Origin of the sequence: Tigheibacillus halophilus (assembly GCF_042683165.1) — a bacterium.
In the GTDB taxonomy this organism is placed as follows: Bacteria; Bacillota; Bacilli; order Bacillales; family Amphibacillaceae; genus Tigheibacillus; species Tigheibacillus halophilus.
In genome coordinates this window covers 1-24,284 of record NZ_JBHUIZ010000001.1, presented here as the reverse complement: position 1 = coordinate 24,284, position 24,284 = coordinate 1, and the positions used below count along the sequence as shown (strand labels likewise).

Annotated in this window: 29 protein-coding genes, 11 tRNA genes, 1 rRNA gene, 1 pseudogene and 1 riboswitch; of the genes and pseudogenes, 6 read left to right on the top strand and 36 right to left on the bottom strand. The window is 40.4% G+C overall.

Translation table 11 applies throughout. The annotated features are described in order from the left end of the window. The 13 genes from ACFSMW_RS00205 to ACFSMW_RS00145 form a co-directional block, all read right to left on the bottom strand. Positions 1-67 (bottom strand): 16S ribosomal RNA (locus tag ACFSMW_RS00205); the annotation flags it as partial. A gap of 241 nt (positions 68-308) precedes the next feature. Further along, a tRNA-Ile gene (locus ACFSMW_RS00200) sits at positions 309-382 on the bottom strand. Positions 383-391: 9 nt separating this feature from the next. Beyond that, positions 392-465, bottom strand: a tRNA-Gly gene (locus ACFSMW_RS00195). Positions 466-522: 57 nt separating this feature from the next. Continuing rightward, positions 523-599 (bottom strand) — tRNA-Pro (locus ACFSMW_RS00190). A 7-nt stretch (positions 600-606) separates the two neighbouring features. Further along, positions 607-683, bottom strand: a tRNA-Arg gene (locus ACFSMW_RS00185). Positions 684-711: 28 nt separating this feature from the next. Then, positions 712-795 (bottom strand) — tRNA-Leu (locus tag ACFSMW_RS00180). An 11-nt stretch (positions 796-806) separates the two neighbouring features. Beyond that, positions 807-891 (bottom strand) — tRNA-Leu (locus tag ACFSMW_RS00175). Between the two features lie 4 nt (positions 892-895). Further along, positions 896-971 (bottom strand) — tRNA-Lys (locus ACFSMW_RS00170). A gap of 35 nt (positions 972-1,006) precedes the next feature. Continuing rightward, positions 1,007-1,081 (bottom strand) — tRNA-Gln (locus ACFSMW_RS00165). 34 nt (positions 1,082-1,115) lie between these two features. Continuing rightward, positions 1,116-1,187: transfer RNA gene (locus tag ACFSMW_RS00160), tRNA-Glu, on the bottom strand. 7 nt (positions 1,188-1,194) lie between these two features. Next, positions 1,195-1,285: transfer RNA gene (locus ACFSMW_RS00155), tRNA-Ser, on the bottom strand. Between the two features lie 3 nt (positions 1,286-1,288). After that, positions 1,289-1,363 (bottom strand) — tRNA-Asn (locus ACFSMW_RS00150). Between the two features lie 302 nt (positions 1,364-1,665). Beyond that, positions 1,666-2,115 carry a SprT family protein gene (locus ACFSMW_RS00145; RefSeq protein ID WP_390352006.1) on the bottom strand — a complete coding sequence of 150 codons (450 nt, stop codon included), beginning with the start codon at positions 2,113-2,115 and terminating at the stop codon, positions 1,666-1,668. A gap of 267 nt (positions 2,116-2,382) precedes the next feature. On the opposite strand from ACFSMW_RS00145, the gene ACFSMW_RS00140 reads away from it, so the two are divergent. Beyond that, positions 2,383-2,934: an MOSC domain-containing protein gene (locus ACFSMW_RS00140; protein ID WP_390352004.1), complete on the top strand. Its 552-nt coding sequence runs from the start codon at positions 2,383-2,385 to the stop codon at positions 2,932-2,934. 373 nt (positions 2,935-3,307) lie between these two features. Then, on the top strand, positions 3,308-4,747 hold the full coding sequence (locus ACFSMW_RS00135) for a catalase (RefSeq protein ID WP_390352012.1): 1,440 nt from the start codon (positions 3,308-3,310) through the stop codon (positions 4,745-4,747). A gap of 180 nt (positions 4,748-4,927) precedes the next feature. Here the strand turns inward: ACFSMW_RS00135 and ACFSMW_RS00130 are convergent, their stop codons facing one another. Both ACFSMW_RS00130 and ACFSMW_RS00125 read right to left on the bottom strand, forming a co-directional pair. Then, complete coding sequence (locus tag ACFSMW_RS00130) at positions 4,928-5,371, bottom strand: GNAT family N-acetyltransferase (RefSeq protein WP_390352002.1); 444 nt, start codon at positions 5,369-5,371, stop codon at positions 4,928-4,930. Positions 5,372-5,423: 52 nt separating this feature from the next. Continuing rightward, the gene (locus tag ACFSMW_RS00125; protein WP_390352000.1) at positions 5,424-5,876 is read right to left on the bottom strand and encodes a MarR family winged helix-turn-helix transcriptional regulator; all 453 of its coding nucleotides are present in this window, start codon (positions 5,874-5,876) and stop codon (positions 5,424-5,426) included. A gap of 115 nt (positions 5,877-5,991) precedes the next feature. Between ACFSMW_RS00125 and ACFSMW_RS00120 the strand changes: the two genes are divergently transcribed. Beyond that, a complete protein-coding gene (locus ACFSMW_RS00120; RefSeq protein WP_390351998.1) occupies positions 5,992-6,636 on the top strand; it encodes a YczE/YyaS/YitT family protein in 645 nt (214 codons plus the stop codon). Between the two features lie 57 nt (positions 6,637-6,693). On the opposite strand, the gene ACFSMW_RS00115 is transcribed toward ACFSMW_RS00120, so the two are convergent. The 21 genes and pseudogenes from ACFSMW_RS00115 to ACFSMW_RS00020 all read right to left on the bottom strand — a co-directional run bounded on the left by ACFSMW_RS00115 (position 6,694) and on the right by ACFSMW_RS00020 (position 22,945). Beyond that, a complete protein-coding gene (locus tag ACFSMW_RS00115) occupies positions 6,694-7,074 on the bottom strand; it encodes a DUF6262 family protein (RefSeq protein WP_390352010.1) in 381 nt (126 codons plus the stop codon). Further along, on the bottom strand, positions 7,067-7,966 hold the full coding sequence (locus ACFSMW_RS00110) for a tyrosine-type recombinase/integrase (RefSeq protein WP_417894550.1): 900 nt from the start codon (positions 7,964-7,966) through the stop codon (positions 7,067-7,069). Before ACFSMW_RS00110 ends, ACFSMW_RS00115 begins: the two co-directional genes overlap by 8 nt. Before the next feature lie 32 nt (positions 7,967-7,998). Beyond that, complete coding sequence (locus tag ACFSMW_RS20365; RefSeq protein ID WP_417894549.1) at positions 7,999-8,331, bottom strand: hypothetical protein; 333 nt, start codon at positions 8,329-8,331, stop codon at positions 7,999-8,001. Between the two features lie 125 nt (positions 8,332-8,456). Further along, positions 8,457-8,666 (bottom strand): annotated as a pseudogene (locus ACFSMW_RS00105) (tyrosine-type recombinase/integrase); the annotation flags it as partial. Between the two features lie 258 nt (positions 8,667-8,924). Beyond that, on the bottom strand, positions 8,925-11,093 hold the full coding sequence (locus tag ACFSMW_RS00100; protein WP_390351996.1) for a Tex family protein: 2,169 nt from the start codon (positions 11,091-11,093) through the stop codon (positions 8,925-8,927). Positions 11,094-11,313: 220 nt separating this feature from the next. Beyond that, on the bottom strand, positions 11,314-11,901 hold the full coding sequence (locus tag ACFSMW_RS00095; protein ID WP_390351994.1) for a SpoIIE family protein phosphatase: 588 nt from the start codon (positions 11,899-11,901) through the stop codon (positions 11,314-11,316). A gap of 1 nt (position 11,902) precedes the next feature. After that, complete coding sequence (gene sigB / locus ACFSMW_RS00090; protein WP_390351992.1) at positions 11,903-12,694, bottom strand: RNA polymerase sigma factor SigB; 792 nt, start codon at positions 12,692-12,694, stop codon at positions 11,903-11,905. Then, a complete protein-coding gene (rsbW, locus tag ACFSMW_RS00085) occupies positions 12,669-13,142 on the bottom strand; it encodes an anti-sigma B factor RsbW (RefSeq protein ID WP_390351990.1) in 474 nt (157 codons plus the stop codon). The genes sigB and rsbW overlap by 26 nt, the downstream gene beginning before the upstream one ends. A 10-nt stretch (positions 13,143-13,152) precedes the next feature. Then, positions 13,153-13,464 (bottom strand): STAS domain-containing protein, encoded by a 312-nt coding sequence (locus tag ACFSMW_RS00080; RefSeq protein WP_390351989.1) that lies wholly within the window; start codon positions 13,462-13,464, stop codon positions 13,153-13,155. A 123-nt stretch (positions 13,465-13,587) separates the two neighbouring features. Continuing rightward, entirely contained in the window at positions 13,588-14,592 is a 1,005-nt protein-coding gene (locus ACFSMW_RS00075; RefSeq protein WP_390351987.1) for a PP2C family protein-serine/threonine phosphatase, read from the bottom strand. 86 nt (positions 14,593-14,678) lie between these two features. Continuing rightward, positions 14,679-15,080 (bottom strand): anti-sigma regulatory factor, encoded by a 402-nt coding sequence (locus ACFSMW_RS00070; protein WP_390351985.1) that lies wholly within the window; start codon positions 15,078-15,080, stop codon positions 14,679-14,681. 2 nt (positions 15,081-15,082) lie between these two features. Then, entirely contained in the window at positions 15,083-15,439 is a 357-nt protein-coding gene (locus ACFSMW_RS00065) for an STAS domain-containing protein (protein ID WP_390351983.1), read from the bottom strand. A 5-nt stretch (positions 15,440-15,444) separates the two neighbouring features. Then, positions 15,445-16,317: an RsbT co-antagonist protein RsbRA gene (locus ACFSMW_RS00060; RefSeq protein ID WP_390351982.1), complete on the bottom strand. Its 873-nt coding sequence runs from the start codon at positions 16,315-16,317 to the stop codon at positions 15,445-15,447. Between the two features lie 147 nt (positions 16,318-16,464). Beyond that, on the bottom strand, positions 16,465-16,833 hold the full coding sequence (locus ACFSMW_RS00055) for a type II toxin-antitoxin system PemK/MazF family toxin (RefSeq protein ID WP_390351980.1): 369 nt from the start codon (positions 16,831-16,833) through the stop codon (positions 16,465-16,467). A 4-nt stretch (positions 16,834-16,837) separates the two neighbouring features. Further along, on the bottom strand, positions 16,838-17,122 hold the full coding sequence (locus ACFSMW_RS00050; RefSeq protein ID WP_390351978.1) for a CopG family ribbon-helix-helix protein: 285 nt from the start codon (positions 17,120-17,122) through the stop codon (positions 16,838-16,840). A gap of 196 nt (positions 17,123-17,318) precedes the next feature. Continuing rightward, positions 17,319-18,437 (bottom strand): alanine racemase, encoded by a 1,119-nt coding sequence (gene alr / locus ACFSMW_RS00045; RefSeq protein ID WP_390351977.1) that lies wholly within the window; start codon positions 18,435-18,437, stop codon positions 17,319-17,321. 549 nt (positions 18,438-18,986) lie between these two features. Beyond that, entirely contained in the window at positions 18,987-20,009 is a 1,023-nt protein-coding gene (locus ACFSMW_RS00040; RefSeq protein WP_390351975.1) for a LolA family protein, read from the bottom strand. Positions 20,010-20,151: 142 nt separating this feature from the next. Continuing rightward, positions 20,152-21,663, bottom strand: coding sequence for an NAD(P)H-hydrate dehydratase (locus ACFSMW_RS00035; protein WP_390351974.1), 1,512 nt, complete (start codon positions 21,661-21,663; stop codon positions 20,152-20,154). Positions 21,664-21,748: 85 nt separating this feature from the next. Then, on the bottom strand, positions 21,749-22,135 hold the full coding sequence (gene acpS, locus ACFSMW_RS00030; RefSeq protein WP_390351972.1) for a holo-ACP synthase: 387 nt from the start codon (positions 22,133-22,135) through the stop codon (positions 21,749-21,751). Between the two features lie 280 nt (positions 22,136-22,415). Continuing rightward, positions 22,416-22,733: a YolD-like family protein gene (locus ACFSMW_RS00025; protein WP_390351970.1), complete on the bottom strand. Its 318-nt coding sequence runs from the start codon at positions 22,731-22,733 to the stop codon at positions 22,416-22,418. Further along, on the bottom strand, positions 22,730-22,945 hold the full coding sequence (locus ACFSMW_RS00020; protein ID WP_390351969.1) for a WYL domain-containing protein: 216 nt from the start codon (positions 22,943-22,945) through the stop codon (positions 22,730-22,732). Before ACFSMW_RS00020 ends, ACFSMW_RS00025 begins: the two co-directional genes overlap by 4 nt. 473 nt (positions 22,946-23,418) lie before the next feature. Between ACFSMW_RS00020 and ACFSMW_RS00015 the strand changes: the two genes are divergently transcribed. From ACFSMW_RS00015 to ACFSMW_RS00005, 3 genes are all read left to right on the top strand, one after another. Then, positions 23,419-23,640, top strand: coding sequence for a helix-turn-helix domain-containing protein (locus ACFSMW_RS00015; RefSeq protein WP_390352008.1), 222 nt, complete (start codon positions 23,419-23,421; stop codon positions 23,638-23,640). A gap of 2 nt (positions 23,641-23,642) precedes the next feature. After that, positions 23,643-23,846 (top strand): hypothetical protein, encoded by a 204-nt coding sequence (locus ACFSMW_RS00010; protein ID WP_390351967.1) that lies wholly within the window; start codon positions 23,643-23,645, stop codon positions 23,844-23,846. Positions 23,847-24,002: 156 nt separating this feature from the next. Further along, positions 24,003-24,084, top strand: a riboswitch (cyclic di-GMP riboswitch). Between the two features lie 11 nt (positions 24,085-24,095). After that, positions 24,096-24,257 carry an anti-repressor SinI family protein gene (locus tag ACFSMW_RS00005; RefSeq protein ID WP_390351965.1) on the top strand — a complete coding sequence of 54 codons (162 nt, stop codon included), beginning with the start codon at positions 24,096-24,098 and terminating at the stop codon, positions 24,255-24,257. Positions 24,258-24,284: the final 27 nt, after the last annotated feature.

Genomic DNA, 24,284 nt, shown 5'->3' with positions numbered 1-24,284 from the left:
GCTCGACTTGCATGTATTAGGCACGCCGCCAGCGTTCGTCCTGAGCCAAGATCAAACTCTCCAAAAAAAGTGTTGTTTCTTAGCTGCTTGCTTTATTGAAAAAACAGGGTTGTTTTTTCATCTTCCATTCGATGACTTACATCGAACTTGCTTGACATACTGGTCGTTTTGTTCAGTTTTCAAAGAACGAATTTCTTGTTAATTGCTCTTAATCAGCAACTTTTTCATTATATCAACTTCACAAAAGAAAGTCAACAACTATTTTAAAAGTTTTTTGAGCCACATTCTTTCGAAAGCAGAAAATGAAGTGGGCCTGAGTGGACTCGAACCACCGACCTCACGCTTATCAGGCGTGCGCTCTAACCAGCTGAGCTACAGGCCCCGATTATAATGGAGCGGGTGAAGGGAATCGAACCCTCAACATCAGCTTGGAAGGCTGGAGTTTTACCATTAAACTACACCCGCGTTGCAAAAATGCAATCAATCGGTCTTCTATCAATCAATCTATATTCAAAAGATCACTGGTCGGGAAGACAGGATTCGAACCTGCGACCCCATGGTCCCAAACCATGTGCTCTACCAAGCTGAGCTACTTCCCGCAAATAATGGCGCGCCCGAGAGGAGTCGAACCCCTAACCTTTTGATCCGTAGTCAAACGCTCTATCCAATTGAGCTACGGGCGCAAGAAAAATAATCAAACAAAAAAACAAATGCGGTCGAGAAGACTCGAACTTCCACGGGATCAACTCCCACTAGGCCCTCAACCTAGCGCGTCTGCCATTCCGCCACGACCGCATGCATTAAAGTGCGGGTGAAGGGACTTGAACCCCCACGTCCATAAAGGACACTAGACCCTGAATCTAGCGCGTCTGCCGATTCCGCCACACCCGCAAAATGGTGAGCCATACAGGATTCGAACCTGTGACCCTCTGATTAAAAGTCAGATGCTCTACCAACTGAGCTAATGGCTCATACTATTTTGTTGATTCTTTTCGTCTTTTTAAAATGGCTGGGCTACCAGGATTCGAACCTGGGAATGACGGGACCAAAACCCGTTGCCTTACCGCTTGGCTATAGCCCAACGTAACAGAAAGAAAGTTTTACATTAAAAAAGATGACCCGTACGGGATTCGAACCCGTGTTACCGCCGTGAAAGGGCGGTGTCTTAACCGCTTGACCAACGGGCCATACTAATGGCGGAGAAGGAGGGATTTGAACCCTCGCGCCGCTTACACGACCTACACCCTTAGCAGGGGCGCCTCTTCAGCCACTTGAGTACTTCTCCATATGGCTCCACAGGTAGGATTCGAACCTACGACCGATCGGTTAACAGCCGATTGCTCTACCACTGAGCTACTGTGGAATATGTAAAAATATGTCAATCGTTGCTCTGCTAATAACAGCAACGAAAAATATTATACACTGTTTAAACATTAGTGTCAACAATTTGTTATTCTTTATGGCCGATGAATCACTTCTGTAACATCAGCTTTATTAATTTAACATGCTTTACATCTTTTAGTCAATGATTTCATTTAAATTTGTAAAATAATATCATTTTCAGTCAAACACCTTGTGCAAGTCGCGAAAAATTGTTCATATATCCCTTCCTATTTTATATATTCCAATGCCAAACCATTTTTTCATTCCAGTATTGATCGCCTATTAGACTGTTACTAACCTGCCCCTGCATTTTCCGCAACGATATTTCGCGACATTCATTCTCCTCCTTCTTTTATATAACTGGCCACAGCTTTTACAGCGATAAGTATGCTTGAAAGTTTCTTGCTGGGATGGCAAGGGGGTACAAAAACGCGGGGAGCCTGTCTTCTTAAGCAAGTTCTTGAAGTCTGCATCACCGTGTTTATACCCTTTTCCTTCAATATATAAATGGTGGTGGCAAAGTTCATGTTTAATAATGCCGATGAACTCCTGCTTGTCAGCCTCAGTAGCGTATTTTGGATTTAATTCGATTCTATTTAAAGAAGGCACATAGCGCCCACCTGTCGTTCTTAATCTGGCGTTGAACATTACCTCATAGTGATAAGGTTTTCCGAAATAATCAAGTGATATTTGATTGACGAGGCTCGCTAATGCTTCCGATGAATATTCCATACCCGCTTCCCCCGTTTTTAATGTAATAAATAGTTTCTTTCAAATCTCTCTTTAGATGATAATGTACTTTTTGACTTATATCAAATGTACATGCGGCTTTCAATCCCTCCAAATCTTTCCAAACACTGCAAAATTCATTTGTTGTTTCTTTTCCTTCATATAATATAAATAGGAAAAAGATTACTTCCTATTCAACAATGCAGTTCTCCTATAAGTTATGGTATAATAAGATATTATATTGTCAATTATATGAAAAGTGGTGCAATGATGGGGGAATTTTATCATGCTGAAATAACTTCTGTCTTGATTGCTCAGAAAGCTGATTCATTTGTGACAGAAAAAATATCCTCCGTCGATCTGCAATACGGAGGTATTCCCGGTGATCTTCATTTCGGTTTAACAAAACGTGCCGGAGCAAGGGAGCCAATGTATAAACGGGGAACAGAAATCTTGAACCGCAGACAAATATCCATCGTTTCTGCTGAAGAGTGCGCAATCATCGCAGAAGAAATGGATGTGCCAAAGATACTTCCAGAATGGATAGGCGCAAATATCGTAGTAAGCGGGATAGATCATTTAACGAAATTACCAGCTGGCAGCAGGCTGATTTTTCCAAGCGGCGCAGGAATTTTATGCGAAGGAGAAAACCTTCCGTGTATACACCCAGGACATGTCATTCAAAAACAATACCCAAATAAAAGTAATCTGGCAGCCCGCTTTGTAAAAGCAGCAATGGGTCTGAGAGGAATTGTAGGTATGGTGGAACATCCTGGTATGCTCCATACTGGTGACCAGGCAAAAATATTTATCGATTCTTAATTGGTGATTGCCGCCTGCTTCCAATGAAGAAAATTGCTCCTGGGAGCATATCATTCAATGAAAGCCCTTTCCTTGTATTATACACAGGTATGGTTGACACTATTTCTTCCCCTAATTCTCAATAAGCTTCTTTTAAAAGAAAAAACTGCAGCGTTAATTTCATCTCCGAATATCAGTGTCTGTGATAGTTTCACGCCTCTGCAAACGTTGTTTAAACTAAAGCTTGCAATCATATCATCTCAAAAACGATACACTTAATTAAATTTATTATAAATAAACATTGATTTTTATCATGTTTGTATTATAATAAGATACATAGAACAAAAACTTGTTTAAGGGAGAGGTGCTTTCATTGACTGAAGAAAGAAAAACAATGACAACTGCAACAGGGTCCCCTGTTGGAGATAACCAAAACTCGCTGACTGCCGGACAAAGAGGTCCAGGACTCATTCAGGATTTTTATTTGCTTGAAAAACTAGCACATTTTAATAGAGAAAGAATTCCTGAAAGGGTCGTGCACGCAAAAGGTGCCGGTGCCCATGGTTATTTTGAAGTAACGAATGACGTATCAAAATACACAAAAGCAGCTTTCTTGAGTGAAGTTGGCAAGCGCACACCTTTATTTACCCGCTTTTCGACTGTTGCAGGCGAATTGGGGTCAGCTGATACTGTTCGGGACCCAAGAGGTTTCGCTACAAAATTTTATACTGAAGAAGGAAACTATGACTTAGTCGGTAACAATACACCTATTTTCTTTGTACGTGATGCTATCAAATTTCCTGATTTCATCCATACACAAAAACGTGATCCACGTACACATTTGAAAAATCCAACTGCCGAGTTTGATTTCTGGTCTTTATCTCCTGAATCACTGCATCAGATCACTTACTTGCATGGTGACCGTGGAATTCCAGCGACACTTCGCCACATGAATGGTTATGGCAGCCATACGTACAAATGGGTCAATGCACAGGGTGAAGCTGTATGGGTTAAATACCATTGGATCAGTGATCAGGGCGTCAAAGGATTGGATGAAGATCTGGCAACGAAAATGGCTGGAGAAAACCCTGATTATCATACAGAAGATCTTTATAATGCTATTGAAAACGGTGATTTCCCATCTTGGACACTTTATGTACAAATCATACCTTACGAAGACTACAAAACGTACAAATGGGATATCTTCGATGTGACAAAAACAGTTTCTAAGAAAGATTATCCACGGATTGAAGTAGGGAAAATGGTTCTCGACCGTAATCCGGAAAATTATTTTGCTGAAGTAGAACAAATTGCCCTATCTCCTGGAAACTTCGTACCTGGTATCGAGGCATCTCCAGATAAGATGTTGCAGGGACGTATTTACAGCTATGGGGACGCACATCGTTACCGTCTAGGTATCAACCATCATCAGATTCCGATCAACCGTCCACTTGTTGAAGTGAACAATGGTTATCGTGATGGTTACATGCGTGTGGATGGCAATGCCGGAGGCGAAGTAAACTACGAGCCAAATAGTTTCAATGGCCCTGCCGAGGATCCAAGCAAGAAAATATCACCATTTGAAGTTTCTGGTGAAGCCCAAGCGGTTTCGTACAACAGCGATGATCACTTTACCCAAGCAGGGGATTTGTATCGTTTGATGAGTGCTGATGAAAAAGAACGTCTCATCAAAGCATTTGTTAACCATATGGAGCCAGTTAAAAAAGAAGAAATTAAACTGCGTCAGATAGAGATATTCTACAAAGCCGATCCTGAATGGGGAGAAAAAATCGCCAAAGGATTAGGTTTGCAAGTCCCTGAAACAGTTAAATAAAGCATAAAAAAAGAAAAGGCGTATAACTTATCAAGACCTAAATGAAAAAAAGCTAAAAAAATTAAAGGGCATAACATATTTTATATGAATAATATGTTATGCCCTTTCTTATTCAAATATCGAACCCATTAATACAATGTACATTCCAAAGTTTGAACCTATTGATAATGAAAAGTTGTGTTATCTTTGTAAAAGCATATCGACGTGAGGAATATTATCTTCTAAATATTTTTCAGATATGGTTTGGAAACCAAAGGAACTATAGAATTTTGTTAAATAATCTTGGGCTTGAATTTTAACAGTTGTTTCTTTTAATTCATTTTGGATAAAATCCAGCCCTTTTTTTAAAAGTTCCCCTGCCATTCCTTGACCTCTGTATTCTTTCTTTACAAAAACTCTTCCAATCGAACTTTCTTGATAGGAAACACCTGCAGGTACAATCCTTAAATATGCAATGATTTCTCCATTGTCTTCTTTAAAAAGATGATATGAAAAGGGGTCTTTACCATCAACTTCTAAATAAGGACAATTTTGTTCAACCACAAAAACTAAGGTTCTTTCTTTTAATAGATTGTATAGTTCCATATTTGTTAACTCGTCAAATTTTTTTACATTCCAACTCATAAAATTTCACCTCTTGTTGTTGTTTATTGCAAATATAATAAACTTTCCATGATCAATAATTTCTTTTGTTTCCTTTTTTAACAAATTCCCAGTCAACTTCTACATTTTTCCTCACTCTTTGAAGAAGATTAAAAATGGTCTCTATTTCTACTTTTGTAAATCCATCTAGTGCAACCATATTCGAATGATCATTTTCTCTTTTTATGAAAGGATAAACATTCTTGCCTTTCTCTGTTGGGAAAAGCTTTTTTATTTTTTTGTTATTGTCATCATCTTTCTTATCAATAAATCCATTTATTTCAAGCTTTTTTATAGCCCGTGCTGCTGTTGTTCGGTCTACTTTTATCATCTCAGCTAACTTTTCTTGGATGATTCCGGGATATTCACATATTCGAACAAGGTATAAATACTGCCCTTTTGTGAGGTCATATTCTTTAAATTCCATATTACTAATAGAATCTAATGCCCTTGCAATCATTCCAATTTCGCGAAGAATTTCTTGCATAATTAACTCCTTCCACTAATTTTTATTGTAAATACAACAAAAAAACTATATATTAAATATAACTTATTATTGTTGTATTTGCAACAATAATCAAAAGAGGGAGAGGGAGAGTAGGATGAAATATGTTTTTTATGTAGTTGGAATTTTAGTATTAACCTTTGGTATTTCTTTCACAATACAATCAAACCTTGGAACTTCGCCTTTTGATGCACTTTTGGTGGGACTATCTAAAAACGTTGGGCTAACAGTAGGTAGTTGGGAAATCATTCTAGCTTTCATATTGATTGTTTGTAATTCATTTTTAAAAAGACAAAGACCTGAAGTTTTGGGGTTGTTAACAGCTTTTATAGCAGGTATCGGTATTGATATGTGGCTGTTCTTATTGAACAATTTGATATCACCTGAACTATGGTATGGAAAAATTTTTTGTTTTGCAATCGGCTTAGTTGTTATAGGAATTGGTACAGCAATTTATTTACAAACAAATTTTGCACCGATACCAGTAGACAGATTAACATTAATCCTACAAGAATTAACTAGAACAAATATATTTTTATCGAGAACATTCATTTACCTCATTTTCCTAACTACGGCATATATTTTTAATGGCCCAATTGGTATCGGAACTTTACTAACCGTTTGTTTAGGAGGAATAATACTTAATTACTTTATGCCAATCACTAAAAAAGTAATAAGCTGCCTATTATTAAACACTTCTAAATCACAAATTTATGATAGAGATAAAAACCATTCTACATAGAATGGTTTTGTTAATGCTTCCTCTAACCTGCTTCAGAAGGGCGAACGTCGATCTCTCTTATAACTTTTTATAGACATCTGCATATGCTACTTTCAGTTGCTCCCTTAATTGCCTATTTTCCTCTGCTAACTTTTGATTTTTTCTTTTTAGTGATGCAATGAGAGCATCTTTATTGTTTTCGTTCATTTCTCGCTTTACCTGTTTGGGAGTCGGTACTTGTGACTGTTGATTTCGTAATGTTTCAATTCTTGAACGGAAATCTTTGTTGTTATACAATGTTGCTTTTGAAACATCTGCTTCGCTGGATACACTGTTAAAGTTTATTTTCCCATTGGTCCGTATGAGCTTTTTAAGGGCTTCGTCCACCTTTTGATAGGTGTTAGCTTTACGATTGGCATGGATGGATTTTAAGTGGGCAGAACGGTCATATTCAGTTATTTTGAACACCTAACTTTCTTTTTATCCGATCCTGTCTACCAAAGATGATATTTCCTTCTTGTAAGGTATTTAAGATGTGTTGATAGCGTAGAAGGTTCTTTTCATTTTTTTTAGCAATATCTTCTCGGCCACGTTGTTTCGCTATCTCAACAGCTTTTGTAGCTGTTTTGACATGAAGTTCATACTTTTGCTGATCTAATTCCGAAAAACCTACTGCTAAGTCCTTGCATGGCGTTTGGTTATCGCCACAAGTTAGGCATGGAGGTGCTTCCATGTGAGGACAATTACCATTCAGACGAGCATGACACGTTCCATAAGGGTTGTCCATCGCGTTGAGTTTATGGTCTTGCCATAACGCATCTAATATATCGGCAGGTATATCCTCTCCTGCTTTGATTTCTTGTACCTCACCGTTTAAGTCGAAACTAAAAACTCCTTGTTTCATAACTGATTCAAATGCTTTTCTTTTTGTATTATCTAATAACTTGGCATATCGCATTGTCATTTCAGGTGACGCATGAGCTAATAACTCTTGTACCGTTAGAATATCCGCACCACCATTTAACATTTTCACCCCGTAGGTGTGACGGAATTGGTGAGCTTTGAAATGAAACAGATTTCCATTTTCATCCGTTATGTTTTTTCGCCTGGCTAAAATATTTAGTTGCTCTTGAACCCACCCTTGAGAAAAAGGTTTACCTTTTCGTTGACCTCGATAGCGAACAAAAATATACCCTTCAGGATTATTTTCCTGATGACTTAGTTTTTTGGTTTTATTAATAAGTACGGCAAGAATATCGGCTAACTCATTGTCAATGGGAATTCGATGCCCCTTTACATATGTTTTTTCAATATCTGTTGCAATGGAGTATTGACCATTAAGTTTTACCAAGCAATCAGAGGTTAGTCCTAATACATCGGATATTAAGAATATATACTCTTGATTGACCATAAATTATTAAACAATTGCTGATAATAGACATACTTCACTTCTAAATTTATTGAAGATTCACTAAATTCAAAGTGAATATTTTTATTTGAAAAATTATATTTTGCTACCAGTTTTTCAAACTGTTTAATTTCGCCTATATCGTTAATATTCCATTTGTCATTGACTAAGAAATATGGATCTTTTACTCTCTCAATTGAAACAGAACCATTTTCTTGAATTGTTTTTATGGGATAAGTGGAAAGACCTCTTTGTAATCCTTCGTGAAAGCCTATTTTATCTACCTGAACATTTTTGAATTGTTTCATCCAGTTACTCCTATCAGTCATTTTTCTTTAGGTTAAATTCGGATTGAGCATTTTGCCAATCTTGTCGAATATCTTCATCCGACGGATGTAGGTACAGATTCATTGTTGTTTGAATTTGAGAGTGATTTAATAAACCTATAATCTAGCTCTTTTTCTTGTAAGTAGATATAAAAATGTTTTAAGGAATAGCAATATGTCTTTTGAGTATTAGGACTCTTTCCTGTCTTATCTAAATACTTTATATATTTCATAACCGGCATTACAGGGAACCCATTTTCATTTAGTAATATGTATCTCTTGTTGTTACCCTCAATAAGAATTTCTTGTACCCTCATAACACACTTCACCTCTAAAAATATTAACGCTTGGCCTAAAGATCCCTCGTCACATTATGCCTCCCACCGTGGGTCGATGTCCTTCAATTTAAACAAACATATGTTCCTATGTATTGTAGACATATTATACGTTATTTTCAACATCTAATTAACAAGTTTAATGTACAAAAGAAAAGAGGATATATGTTCATATATTGAACATAATATCCTCTTATTAGTTTAATCTTGTTAACAGTAGGTCTTTTCTTTTTTTATGCTTTATTTGGGTTCAACCATAGACAAGGCAATCCTTCCTTTATGCTCGTCAATTTTGTCCACCCAGACGGTGACCACATCTCCAACAGATGCGATATCCATTGGATGCTTGACGAATTTGTCAGCCATTTTCGATATATGGACAAGACCATCCTGCTTCACGCCAATATCGACAAACACACCGAAATCCACAACATTCCTGACAGTACCCTGCATCTGCATCCCTGGTTTTAAATCTGCCAGTGTCAGTACGTTTTGTTTCAGCAACGGCTGTGGAAAATCATCACGAACATCACGTGCTGGCCTGCTTAAGGCGTGCATGATATCCACGAGCGTCATTTCACCAATATCCAAAGTGTTGGCTGTTTCTTTCGCATCAAGTCCTCGTAATCCATCTTGAAGTTTGTCGGTCCCTATATCAGCGAGGCTGCAGCCGATCATCTGCAGCAGCCTTTCAGTATGCGCATAGCTTTCGGGATGGATCGGTGTTCTATCCAAAGGGTGGCTGCCATCAATGATCCTCAAGAACCCTATCCCCTGTTCGTATGTTTTCGCTCCGAGCCGCGGAATTTTTTTCAGTTCTTTACGGTCCGTGAATTTCCCATTTTCATTGCGGTATTTGACAATATTGTTAGCCACCGTTTTATTCAGACCAGAAACATGCTGCAGCAAAGATGGAGATGCAGTGTTCACATTCACCCCAACAAGATTCACTGCAGTTTCAACGACGAACGACAGCGATTCATGCAATGCCTTCTGGCTGACATCATGCTGATATTGTCCCACCCCGATTGATTTCGGATCAATCTTGACGAGCTCCGCCAATGGATCCTGTACTCGACGTGCTATCGATGCTGCACTTCTTTCTTCAACCTGCAGATCAGGAAATTCTTCTCTCGCTAGCTCAGATGCGGAATATACACTGGCACCGGCTTCATTTACAATGATATATGGGATGGATAGATGATGGTTATTGATCACGTCAGAAATGAACTGCTCTGTCTCTCTTGATGCTGTTCCATTCCCAATGGCTATCAATTCAATACTGTATGTACGAATCAGCTCCATGACAATTTTTTCAGCACCAGCTATGTCGTTCTTTGGGGCAGTCGGGTACATGACACCCACTTTGTGTACCTTCCCTGTCTCGTCCACCACTGCCAGTTTACATCCCGTACGGAAGGCAGGATCGACTCCAAGGATATTTTTCCCTTTCAACGGCGGTTGAAGTAACAGGCTTTTCAAGTTCTTCGAAAATATATCAATAGCCTGTTCTTCTGCTTTTTCAGTTAAACTGCTCCTTATTTCTCTTTCAATTGCGGGTTCTATCAGTCGTTTATAACTATCTTCCATTGCTGATTTCAATATGGCAGCGGCTTCTTCTTCTGCCTGCCGCTTGACTACCTTGGTCTCTAAATAGGATATGATCCGATCAGAAGGAGCAACAATGCTCACCTTCAATATTTCCTCTTTTTCTCCGCGATTTAGTGCCAAAATGCGGTGAGAAACAATGGAACGGATCGTTTCACTGTACTCGTAGTACATCTCAAAAACACGCTTTTCATCTTTTTCTACATCTTTACCTTGTGCTTGGATCGATCCACGTTTAAACGTTTCTTCACGGATATATGCACGATACGCCGGTTCATCGGCAATCCATTCTGCAATGATATCATTTACCCCGCTAAGGACATCCTCTATATTATGTAAAGCTTGCTCTTCTGATATATATACAGCAGCCTCAACCGCTATATCCCCTTGCTGTTCTTCATAGACTAGCTTCGCAAGCGGCTCCAGGCCTTTTTCCTTAGCAATGGTTGCCCGTGTCCTGCGCTTCTGTTTATAAGGGCGGTACAAATCCTCCAGGCGCTGTAATTGCTGAGCATCAAGAATTTCCTGGCGCAGCTCCTCTGTCATTTTACCTTGCTCTTCAATCAGCCGGATCACTTCATCTTTGCGCTGTGCCAGATTCACCGCATAATGCCATTTATCTTCAATGGCTTTGATTTGTACTTCGTCAAGACCACCAGTCATTTCCTTACGATAACGCGCAATAAAAGGAACTGTATTACCTTCTTCCAATAAGTCGATAACCTTGATGGCAACTTGCTGTTTCACTTGTACTTCTTTTGCCACCCATTGGGTCAGTTGTTTATCTAATGCTATTGCCAATGTTTCAGCCTCCTTATCCTTATACTGTTATTTTATCAAAATAACCTTGCATTGCATAATCGACATAGATAATGATGAAAGATACTCGGACATTAGGTTGTTTTTATGGATGGGTAGCGCTGCCAGTCAAACCATTCGCTCCAGGAAGACCACTTCTCTTTTATCATCCACGGTAATTGCTGATTAAAAACATAAAAAAACCGGCTTTTCAGCCAGTCATTCAACCGATATAGCGCATCGCAATTAAAGTCGTATCATCTGCTTTAGAGCCCTCGTGGGCATCAGCGAATGACGTGGTGATATCGACAACATCTCTTGCCAGCAAATATTTTTGCATGATATCGATATCTGTCACCCCGTCAGAAAACATGATGAAATTCATCTGCTCTTCCAATTTCCCAGTCATCACACGGAAAGGCTTCGAATAACCGGTCAGAAACCCCGAGCTTGGAATGTTCCTTTTTTTCTTACGGTTATTGTCTACATACAGAATACCTATGTTGCCAATGGATGTATAAGAGTAGGTCATATTGGTAAAATCCATCTTCAAAATTCCAAGGACGGCACCGCGCTTGCCAAACAAAGCTTTATTACACATTTTCATCAATTCTTCAATTGAGGCATTCACATTATTGTTAATGATATCAATCACAATCTGTGAAGATTCTTTAGCATATTCCCCACTTCCCAAACCATCCGCAAGCGCGCAAATGAATTTATTTTCAGTCTCTGCGTAGCAGTAACTGTCACCACAATGTCTTTGTCCACTTTTTGGCTGCTGATAAACCGAAACCTGAACCTTTTGCATATTAGTCAAAGACCTCCGAGCGGTCTGTCTGTAAAGCTTCCCGCAATTTTTTCAAAGAGCGGCGCTGCAGCCGGGACACATGCATTTGGGATATACCAAGTAAATCACCAGTTTCTTTTTGGCTCTTATTTTCAAAATAAGTGTAATGCAAAATCTGCTGTTCGCGTTCGGAAAGGACTGGCATAATTTTTTCCAGAAGCAACCTTAAATCAGTCTTTTTGAATTCGTCATCCTGCTCTCCCACTATATCTAATAATGACACAGTGCTGCCATCAGAGTCGGCTTCAATTTTACGATCCACCGAAAGAGCCTTATAGCTTTTTCCCATCTCCATTGTTTCCAGAACTTCTTCTTCAGAAACTTCCAGATAACGAGCTATTTCATGGATAGCTGGTGATTTCTTGTTCGCTGTCGTCAACTCATCGACCGCTTTTTTAATCTTCGGCCCCAATTCTTTAATTCTTCTGGGAACGTGAACACTCCACGTTTTATCCCGAATGAATCGCTTGATTTCCCCAATGATGGTTGGAATGGCAAATGACTCAAAGGATTTTCCCATGGTCGGATCGAATCGTTTAATAGCTGCGAGCAATCCAATCATACCTACTTGTACAAGATCTTCATGAATCGCAGAATTCTTGGAGTATTTTCTTGCGATGGATTCCACCAGATCCTTATAGGTGGCAACAAGCTTCTCTTGAGCAATCTTATCTTCCGGTGTTTCTTGTGCGGCTGCTATCCATTTATATATATCTTCTTTTTCTCCATCAAGTCGTCGAGATTTGGTCGTCACTTACGTCCACCTCTACTTCACTCAAGTACTTTGTCATCAGAACAATCACACCGTGCTCATTGTTGATTTCAACTTTGTCCATCAGTGCATTGATCAAAAACAAACCAAAGCCACCTTCGCGAAGATTATTGATTTTTTCATCATGCCTGTAGGGACCGATGCTCTGTTTAATATCTTCCAGCTTAAAACTGCCGCCGCGATCTGCAACCATTACTTCAAGGCGATTATCGTAAACACCGAAACCAATCGTTACCTCGCCTGGTTCATCCTGATAGGCATGTCTGACCGCATTGGTGATAGCTTCGGAAATAGCAACCTTCAAATCCTCTATATCATCATAGGCAAAGCCCATACGGCTGGCAATCCCGGAAACGCTGAGCCTTGCAACACCCACGTACTCTGCTTTGGCAGGAACTCTCATTTCTACAAAATCAAATGCTTCATTCATCCAATTCACCTCATTCTATATCCATGATTTCAGCTAATCCGGTAATATCAAAAAGCCGATGTACCCGTTCTTGCATATTACATAATTTCATATGACTGTTATTTTCTTTTGTGGATTTTAGCGCACTGATAAAAACACCGAGGCCGGTGCTATCCATATAATTGACGTTGTCCAGATCCACCTTGACCAAATAATTTTCTGTCTTGGTCATTGGCAGCAGTGTTTCTTTCAGCTGTGGTGCCGTATATGCATCAACTTCTCCTGCTACTGCCAATACAGCAAAATTCGAATTTTTTTCCGCTACTTTCACTTGCAAATTCATATGTACCCTCCTTATTTAGCCCCTCCTGTAATGACTCACATTCAGGACTAAAAGCCATGCATAGCCTTATTAATTTTTTCGTTTACCAGTGTTTTATACCCCGATTAACAACCTTTGAAACATTCATCGCTTTAAAATGATCAAAGTGAAGTCGTCACGCAAGTGAAAATCCTGCAACCGTTCAAAATGCTTATATACTTGCTCTGTCATTTCCTGAGCGGGTAAATGCATATATTGCTTAATGACTTGCAATACCTCGTCACTTTCGAGGAAACTGTCACCGTACCGGCATTCAGTCACACCATCTGTCAGCAATACAATCATATCGCCTTGTTTCAGAATTTGTTCATATTCGGGATATTCAGCTTCACTGGAAACACCTAACACAAGTCCTTTTGTTTTAATTTCTTCAAATTCTTGTGTGTCCCCATGATAATAAAAACCAGGCTCATGGCCGGCAGATGCAAAATTGAATTTGCTTGTTTCCGGAAAATACTGTGCATAAAACATCGTGATGAACATGCTGGAATCCACGTTTTTTTCAACAACGCGATTCAAGTTTTTCAAGATTCTTTTCGGAGTCATCGTTTTTTCCGGAAGACTGTCCATGGAGTATTTGATCATCGACATACAAAGCGCTGCCGGGATACCCTTGCCGCGCACGTCTGCAAGCGCAATCCCTATCTCGCCATTCTCTCCCAGAACGAAATGATGATAATCACCGTTCATTTCATGTGCGGCAACACTGGTCACACCGATGTCCAGATTTTCAACAACAGGGACAGTGGTTGCCAGCAGCGTTTTTTGCATATCCGCTGCAATTTTCAATTCTGACTTAATTTCCAGCTGTTTTTCTCTCAATGCCTGATATTCTTTCATTGCCATACCATAGGAAATCATGGTCTCCAACAAGAAATTCATCCCTTTCAGCTGTTCAGCCGGGATATCTTGTCCAAGCTCTTCCATGGACTTTATATGCAAATGTATAATCTCTTCAGGCGGAATTCCGTCACGTATAAAACCTTTGGAAATCTGCTCGGCACCATAAAGCGCTTTTTCATCTCTCGTTTCAATATATAGCCTTAGAAGGTCCTTATAGCTCGTCCCTTCAATATCTATGGCACCCATTCCCCCAAACCTCCTTATCCATCTACACGAATCTGTTACATCCACTACACAAAAAAAGCATTATCATATACAGCCAGTCACAAGCTTTAACGCAGCCACTTCACTGTTGTAATAACTGTACCCTTCCCAACTTCCGATTGAATGTTGAATTCGTCCATCAGGCGCTTGACACCCGGAAGTCCGGCACCTAGCCCACCCGATGTAGTGTACCCGTCTTCCATGACCTGACTGATGTTCTGGATACCTGGCCCTGTATCAGTGGCGATGATCCGAAGCCCATTCTGATGGATGCCCTCTACTTCCTCAAAGGCTACCGTACCCTGTTCAGCATATAAATAGATGTTGCGGGTGATTTCTGATATAGCTGTTGCAATTCTGGCTTGATCAACGGTGCCAAAACCAATTTTCTTGGCGATTTCTCTACCTAGCTGCCTTGCACCGACAATGTCCCATTCCTGCTTTATCGCAACAGAGGAATGCATTTTCATACTCATTCCCCCAATTCCTGATGGAGTTTCATAAGGCCTTGCTCCAAATCCAGTGCGGTTTGCACATTTTGCAAATGAATGCCTAAGTCGATCAAAGTGATCGCTACAGCTGGCTGGATACCAGTCAACACCACTTTCGAACCCATAAGGTCTGACATGGTGACAACCTCTCCAAGCACCTTTGCGATGAATGAATCAATGATATCCACCGATGTCAAATCAACCACTACACCAGTCGCACCAGTTTCATGGATCCGATTCAATAAATCTTCTTGAAACTGAATGGCTGTCTGGTCATCCAATTCTGTCTGTATAGAAATCAATAGATAATTGCTTAGCTTCAGAATAGGAATACGCACTTTGTTCACACTCCTTTGATGGAATTAAGCAGCTTTTCAATATCGAATTCCTTGGCAGCATCCAAATCTGAAATTTTTCGGTTGGTTTTTTCTAACGCGCTCATAAAACCTTTTTCCAATGTACTTTTCGTCGGGAATTTTTCCAAATCGATGCCAAGATTCACTATGGTCTGAGCAATTTCCGGCCGGATGCCGGACAGAATACAGGTTGCACCTACCAATCGTACCGCTTCCGCTGCCTGAATGATATGATGCGCCACCATCGTGTCAACCACAGGAACACCGGTGATATCGATTAAAACTACTTCCGCGTTATGACGGATGACGCCATCCAGTAAATTCTCCATGATCAGTTTTGCTCGTTCTGTATCAATAGTCCCAATTAATGGCATGACTGTAATGCCTTCCACTACCGGGATGAGTGGAGCAGACAGTTCCTGCAGCGCTACACGCTGCAATGAAACGATATTTTCCCAGCTGCCGGAATATTCATTGACAAGCTGACGGATAATCGGTTCCACCCACTGGTCAACACTCGTCAAAATAACAGAAAAGGAACCACTGTTCACCTTTTCTGTCGTATCAAGAATATATTCGATCGTGACTCTGCGAAATACCTGCAGTCCATCTGTTATATAGCTCAATGGCCAACCAAGATTGATGATTTTTTCCGAGAAAAGCTCGACTGATTTGGTTGAACCGCCATCTTTAATGCTTTCGAATATGACATTAACGAATTCCCTGTTCGTATTTTCAAAGAGATCATCTGAAATGGTAGCTGTATAATTTTCTGATTTCAATTTTGCTACCTCTATCATCCACATTTTTACAATGGATTCACTGTTTTCAAGAACGATTTCTTTTAGGTTTTCATCCATGGGATCTCCTCCAGCTCCAAAAATTTCATTTTTTTATATTTTTACATGGAAGCCGGCATTATGCAAACTTTTCACCGCGCTTCATAAATCAGTTTCGGGGGATTTTCAAACTAAAAAACCCTCTGTGATCATCTACACAAAGGGTTATTATTGATGATGGTTACCATACATTTCCTTCAGTCCCAGACTAATTTCCAACGCATGATTGATTTTATGCATCATTTCTTTATCTAATTTGGTAATTTTATCAGTCAACCGTTGTTTATCTAATGTCCTAATCTGTTCCAGCAATATGACAGAATCTCGATCGAAACCATATTTTTTGGCATCGATTTCAACATGTGTCGGCAATTTTGCCTTTTGTATCTGAGCAGTGATCGCTGCTACGATGACTGTGGGGCTGAAACGATTGCCTATATCATTTTGCAGGATCAATACCGGGCGCACGCCCCCCTGCTCTGATCCAACAACGGGAGAGAGGTCGGCAAAATAAACTTCACCTCTTTGTACAATCAAATAGCTACACCCCGATCACTGTTCGCTCTAGGGTGATGACAGCCTCCTCTTCAGCTTCAAAAGCCTCGGAAGCGATTCGAAGATTGATTCTTGCCATTTCTTCATATCCTCTTTGCACGGATTCATAGAAGTTATGAAAATGTTCCTGTTTCTTTGCTTCAAGGTAATTTCTTGTTGCCTGACAGATGAAATCACTAAGATCATTATATTCATTCTTCATTAGACCATCCACCTCATTCAGCAAGTTTGTTGGCATCTTCACCAAAATCTCTTGTAAGCTTTCAGACAAAATCATGCACCTCCACCAACATTCAACGAGCCATTAAATTATCTTTATTAATAATATCATTCAACTGAACCGAATGCAAAGAGATTCTTGGAATTTTTGTGGAAAATCATGCAATTTCCGTTTTATATCTTAAAAAACGGGGAAAAGAAAAAGGTCATTTTGCAAACGAAACCATTTAATGACAACCGATTACCCATTACATATACATTCTTGGCACCCTTTTAGTGATTATGCATGGAACTTCATAATTGATGGTGTCAAGATAATCAGCAACCTCATCCATCTCTATTCGCGCCCCTTCCTGTTCGCCAATCAGGGTCACTTTCGTACCAACTTCATATGGCCCATCCAGCCTGATCATGGTTTGATCCATACAAATCCTGCCAACAATAGGCATCCGCTTGCCGCCGACAAGAACATGGAACCCCTGCAGTTTACGCAGCCAACCATCTCCGTAACCAATTGGTAAAGTGCCAATCCACTCATCTTTCTTTGCAACATAAGTCTGCCCGTAGCTGATGGAGGAGCCCGCAGCAACTTTTTTGACATGCACGAGTCTGCTATGCAGAGAAAACGCTGGCCGTAATGCAATCCTTTTTTCAGTTTTGACTGATTTTGAAGGATACAGCCCATACATGGATATGCCAAAACGGATACAATTATACATCTTCTCTGGAAATCGAATCGATGCTGCGCTATTGCCAATATGGACAGTGAGCTTTTCGTACCCACTGGCTTCCGCTGCAGAAAGCATTTTTTTGAAATATGCCAACTGCTGATTGAAATAGTGTAAATCCTCGCTATCTGCAGTCGCAAAATGAGTGAAAATACCGGTTAATTGCACACCTTTGCATTTACGCAGTGTGATGAAAAAGTTTTCCAGCTCCTGCTCATCACGAACGCCTATCCTTCCCATACCGGTATCAAGCTTCAAATGAATATGCACAGGCTTGTTAAGCTGCATTGCCTCAACCTGCTGCAGCCACTCGGGCTGAAATACCGTCAGCGTAATATCATGCGCAGCGGCAACACAGGCGTCCTCTGGAGACACCCACCCCAGGACAAGAATCGGTACCTGGATAGATGCCTCTCTCAAAACTAGCGCCTCTTCTAATAAAGCGACACCAAGTGCCTGCGCTCCGGCTTCTATTGCCGCTTTGGCAACCGGGACACTGCCATGTCCATACCCATCCGCTTTTACAATGGCCATCAAGCAAGTATCTTTAGGCAATTTACACTTCATTTGAGAAATATTATGTCCAATTGCTTCCAAATTTATTTCCACCCAAGTTTTTCTGGATATAAACTCTTTCATTTCATGCCCTGATCAACCAGGGCGCACCCCCCCTCGCCAAACTGGCGAAATACCTCTTAGCACATTATTTCTCTTTCTTTTTATAGTGTCAAGCAGGGGTAGGGCGAGCTGCTTTTTAGGAAGGGCAGGAGCCCGAGAACAAGCGATTTTTAGGGCAAGCGGGAATTGCGCTGTACCAAGAGACTTTCAATTCGTGAACCACTCACAGGCAAATTCTCGTAATCAGTGGTTCACACGGCTTTTGAACCAACCATACACGTACAAAACTCAAAATGAAGAGGCAGAGGCTGTCCAAGCCAGCTGTTTTCACGGAGGCGCATGTTTACAGTTGAGCAATCATCACACATTCCAGGCGGGCTCTGCACGATGAACAGCTTCATTGATTTTTGGGTGGACTACTCACACCGATGAGCCACGCTACCTTTTTTCCGCACAATACCTCACACCAGCAAGCAGCTCACCAACTATCGAGCAGGCTACACGTGCGTTTTTCCTAAAAACAAAAGCAGACTCTCCATGAAGAAATAGAGTCTGCTATGTGATAGTCATTTATTTCACTTCTTTGCCTGCAACAGATTCAGCTACTTGAATCAATTCTTCTTTCGTGAGCTGTTCACTGGCCAAGATATAGTTGGTACCATTTTCAGTCCATTCCAGTGACTTATCTGAAAGTGCTCCAATTGATTTTCCAAGGTTGACAAGTTCCCCATCGACCTGTTTAGGATAAGACATTGTTTCCTGGCTCGCCTTTTTTTCCTGAATCAATGTAAAGCCTTTTTCACCAGTATAAGACATAATGACACGCTTTCCATCAGCCAAATTGATTTCTTGCTTCTCGGCAAGCTCCGCTCCCGCAGTGAATTCTGGGAAGAAAACCGTCAGCGAATCTGTTTCATTGTCTTGATTTTTGGAGACCGGCAATTCGGCTACAGCACTTGTCATAATATCCTTTAGGACGAAATCTTTTTTCTTGAAGCTTGGATCCAGATCAAAGTTTTGGAACTTCACTTCCACCAAAGACTTTTTATCTTTATCAAGAACCTTGACCATTACTGGCGTATACGTTTTCTTGTCGATATAAATCTCCTGGAATGGCAAATTGTTATTGCTTTGGTAGTTCGTTTTTGTTTGGAAAACATAATGTTTATCTGTTGCCTTGAATGTTGCATCTTTATCCTTCTTGATGTCCTTGACAAGTGATTGGAATAAATAAGGCTGGCTGCTGTTATCCGGCCACTCTGTTTGGAATTTGAAGCTTTTATTCAAGGAAGGTGTCAGTACATATACACCATCATTGTTTTTCAAAATGATTTGGTTGCTTTTTTTGTCCTGGTCACTGTCAAGTGACACCCGGTAGAAATCCTTTTTTTTATGCCAGATATCAATAGAGTATGTTTGGTCTTCCTGTCCCGTTTTCATGCTCATTTTTGCTTTTGCCTTATATCCGCTCATATCATTCATCTTATTTTCCATTTTTTTCATAACATCTTCCTGCGACTTTTCTCCACATGCTGACAGCAGCAATACCATGCCGACAGCAAGTACGAGCCACAATGTCATTTTCTTCATCATGTACATATCTCCCCTGCCTCATTTCGGTGTATAATGCGCTTGTCGTGACACCCGTGGTATCCGACTGCATATCCGCGTATTCTCCTGTAGTAGGATTAGGACAAAGGGAACATGTTAAATTCGAAAAAATGCCCTTTTCGAATCAAGAAAATGTACGATAAACGCTGGCAATTCCTTCAATGACATCCGTAGCCAATAAATCATGATACGAATGGCCGGATTGAACTTGAAGATCTGCCGACATGCCGTGCACGAAGCATGCATTGCACAAGGACTGGAAAATGCTTTGTGATTGCATCATCATGGCAAGGATGATGCCTGTCAGTACATCGCCGCTGCCGCCTTTTGCTAATCCCGGATTGCCTGTCGTACTAACAGCTTGATTGCCATCGGGAGAAGTGATGATAGTGTACTTGCCTTTCAGAACAACATAGACATGATGTTCTTCGGCAAACTCCCTTGCATAACGGAACGGACTCCTAGTCAGGTCAGAGATGTCCATCTCCAGCAGCCTGGCCATTTCTCCCATATGCGGGGTCAAAATGGTAGGCTCGTTCCGTTGTTTTAAACGTGCAAGCTGATTTTGTAAAAGATAAAGGCCATCGCCATCAATGATTAAGGGGCATGTAGTTTCCTGCAGCACACTTTCTAAAAGCGCTGCCGTTTTCGTTTCCCGGCCCACGCCAATCCCGAAGGCGACCCCATCCTTGTCATCAAGCGGCAAATCGTCGGCAATCAGGTGCCCCTTTTCAGATGCCCCAATTTGATACATCGCCTCAGGAGACAAACAGGCAATACGATCAATCACCTTCTCCGTAGAGACTGCCGTCATTAATCCCGCTCCCGTTCGCAGAGCAGCTCTCACTGTCATCGCAAAAGATCCGGGCATGTTGTCACACCCACCGATGACCAATCCTTTGCCATGATCGCCTTTATGAGAATTTACATCTCTTTTTGGCATCGTAGTCCTGAAAAAGACATCATCTGCCACAAAACAAGCAGCGTTTTCAGAAATCAATGTTTGGGGATGGCCGATGGAAACAACCTCCCAATTCCCATAATAGTTTGCTGTATGCGGCAGAAAAACGCTGGTTTTTGGGGCTGCAATGACAATTGTTTCGTCAGCTTGGATGCTAGTGAATGCTTCTGCTCCCTCATCCGCGGGCAGCCCGGAAGGAATGTCGACGGAAACTATCTTTCCCCCTTTTTCATTTATAAAAGCAATCACGCTTGCCAACGGCTCCCGAACCAAACCATCAACCCCGATACCGAGCAGTGAATCAATCACGACATCTGCTTCTGATATCACCTGCTTCCATTCAGCTGAATCATCCAAAAGCAGACACGTGCCATTACAAGCAAGGTATAGCTGCTTGAAAAACTGCACCTGTTCAGACAATTTTTGATCCGGGACAACCTGCAATACCGATACACGATACTGTTCGTTTTGCAATGTCCTTGCGATCACATAGCCGTCCCCGCCATTATTTCCCGGTCCGACAACAATAAGAATTTTATCGGCAGCATTCACTTTTTGTCTGACCTTTTCTGCTACAGCTCTTCCGGCATTTTCCATTAAAAGCTTACCGAATCCAATTTTTTCCATTGTGCAATGGTCGATATCGTACATTTCTTTCGCGGTGACTATAAACACACAGTTCCCTCCTACCCGCACTAAAAATATATGAGACAGCCCTTGGTAATATGCTTAGCTTGGACTTCTGTTTTCATAGATATTGCTATGACAGCGGATTGCTTGAAGTGGAGTCATGCCTGGCCTCCATTACAACCTGGGCAACCGCATAAGCCTCGCTATGAGACAGTGAAACAAATATATGATATTGTTCAAAGCCTTTAACACGGAGGCGGGGCGCCCCTTTTTCGTTTGGCAGTACCTCCATATCCTTGAACCCGAGATGGCCAATACCAGTGCCTGCTGCTTTGGAGAAGGCTTCTTTTGCAGCGAATCTGCCGGCCAGGAATTCTACCCGCCTTTTGTCCGACCTCATAGCCTGAAAAAAATGCTGCTCCTTTTCTGTTAGTACCCTTTCTATAAAAGCCGTATTCATTATTTTGTCTCGCATTCGATGCAGCTCTACAATATCTATACCGATACCTGCAATCATTTTATTGCCCCCTTGCCTCAAACAGTTTACTTTTTACAATGATCGGTTTGGTATTATAATGGATTTTAAAAATGAATAGTTATATTATGTATATATAATAGTAGGTTTCGGAGACGTTTTCCAGTTTACGTCCACTTGCATTTTTAACAAAACAAAAATAAGGGTGTAGAACACCTGTTCGTTATGTTCCGCACCTTTATTTTTTTTCGTTATATTTGTGTTATGTTCATGCAATTGTAATCAATACAGTATAACTTCCTTTATTTACACGTTGGTTCTCTTATAAATGAGCGTCCGTCACACTATCCAGTGGTAGATATTCTTCATTTATATTTAATATGTTATTAAGTGGATCCACACTAAGCAGATGTCCTTTTATTTTATGGTGATCATTGTTTTTAAAATACTTAACTTCAATTGGCAAGTCATATTCGAGAGCATGCTGCAGATTGATATTAATCTCAGCTATCTGATCCTCCCCCAAAATTGGCTTCTCTTTGTACTCTTTTTGGTCGAACAATTTCCTTAAAGCTTCCTGGTGTTCTGTAAGCATTAACGCTGTCCATTTTTTCGTACCACGATCATTCGCTTCCATCATGCTCCTACCCTCTTTCTGCTTTGTCCAGCTGATAATATGCTTTCCAGTTTAAATGTGCGCACTTGCTTGCGGTAATAGCAGTAGGCGGTGACGTAATCATCATGTAATTGCAACACACGTATATACCTCTCCGTAATTTGGTTTTTATTGGACACATAAAATATAATGATTTTTTCTTTGTTTTCAAGCGACCGCCTCAATAAACCTTCCACTGAAAACACCCCTTTATACGAACATTTATTCTATTGTATCACAAAACAAGAACGTATATACGCATTAGTTTATGGAAATTTTTTCATTTTAATGTAATAAAAGGTTGACCATTTAACCTTATAGGGTTATAATTAATATATAAACAGGAGGTGAACAAGTGGAATACTTAGGAAAAACAATAGCCTCAGCAATCTCACTTCTAACCATTTACAAACTTTGGTTGTCGGTCCAAAAGTCAAGGTTAGAGAATGAAAAACTGAGGCAAGAAATTAAAAAGATGAGAAGGGGAGGTTAATCCCCTCTCTCATCACTAAGTATAACACGAAAAAAATGAAAATATTACTCTTAATTATGATAGTAATTACCATCGTATTGGGAATATGGAAATGGGCCTTGCTTAACACTAAAAGGAAACTTAAAAGAGAAAAGGAGCAATTAACTAGTGAGCAAACTCGAAGAAATTAATAAATATATGACCCCTAATGAAGCAGCTTACACATGGGGGATAAACCAAGAGACAGTGAAAAATAAACTGAAACCTTCAATAGTTGGACAAGATACCCTAGATGAAATGATTCGAAAAGGACTCATTAAGTATTTCCTTCACCCAAATGGAAAGCGAAAAGAATGGATTTTATCAATTGAAGCAATGGAAAAATGGTTTGGAAAAAAACGTAGCCAAGGGAGCGAGTAACTATGAAAATAGGCATGAGAAAGCCCAGTCTTAAAAAGCGAATATCTGCTCGGACAAGTATAAAAAGACAAGTCGTCCATCGAGCTGGTTTAAAGATGCCTAAGGGCTATGGCTGGGTTCGGAATCCGAAGCGATATGCTTATAATAAAGTGTACCACCGAACAACGTTTGACATCTTCAAGCTGATTAAAAAACTGTTTAAATAACTCCTCGGCGGATGAGGGGTTATTTTTGCCCGGTGATATTGAAGCATACGAAGGATGTTGTTGCGGAATTGATGCAGATGCTTGACCGCGAACTTTGTCGAGAGAATATCCTTACAAAGCATAGATCTAAAGCATTATAATCAAGCTAGGTACATAAAACACTAAAGGCAAATCGACTGAAAGGTCGTGACGCAAAGCCACAGGTCTAAGGCGACGCTAAGATGGCTGGGCTGCAGAATAGGAGTGAACATGCAGAAGTTAGACGCGGAATGGATGGAGCTCATTATTGCTGCAATTGAATTAGGGTTAACAAAAAAGGATGTAAAAGGATTTTTAAATAAAGAGGTTCACAAAAAAGCAGCCCCGCAATGGTGGTTACCCCTAAAAGTTAGAGTTTTATTATGCAGCTGATTGGCTGGATTGAGTTCGGTATTCGAC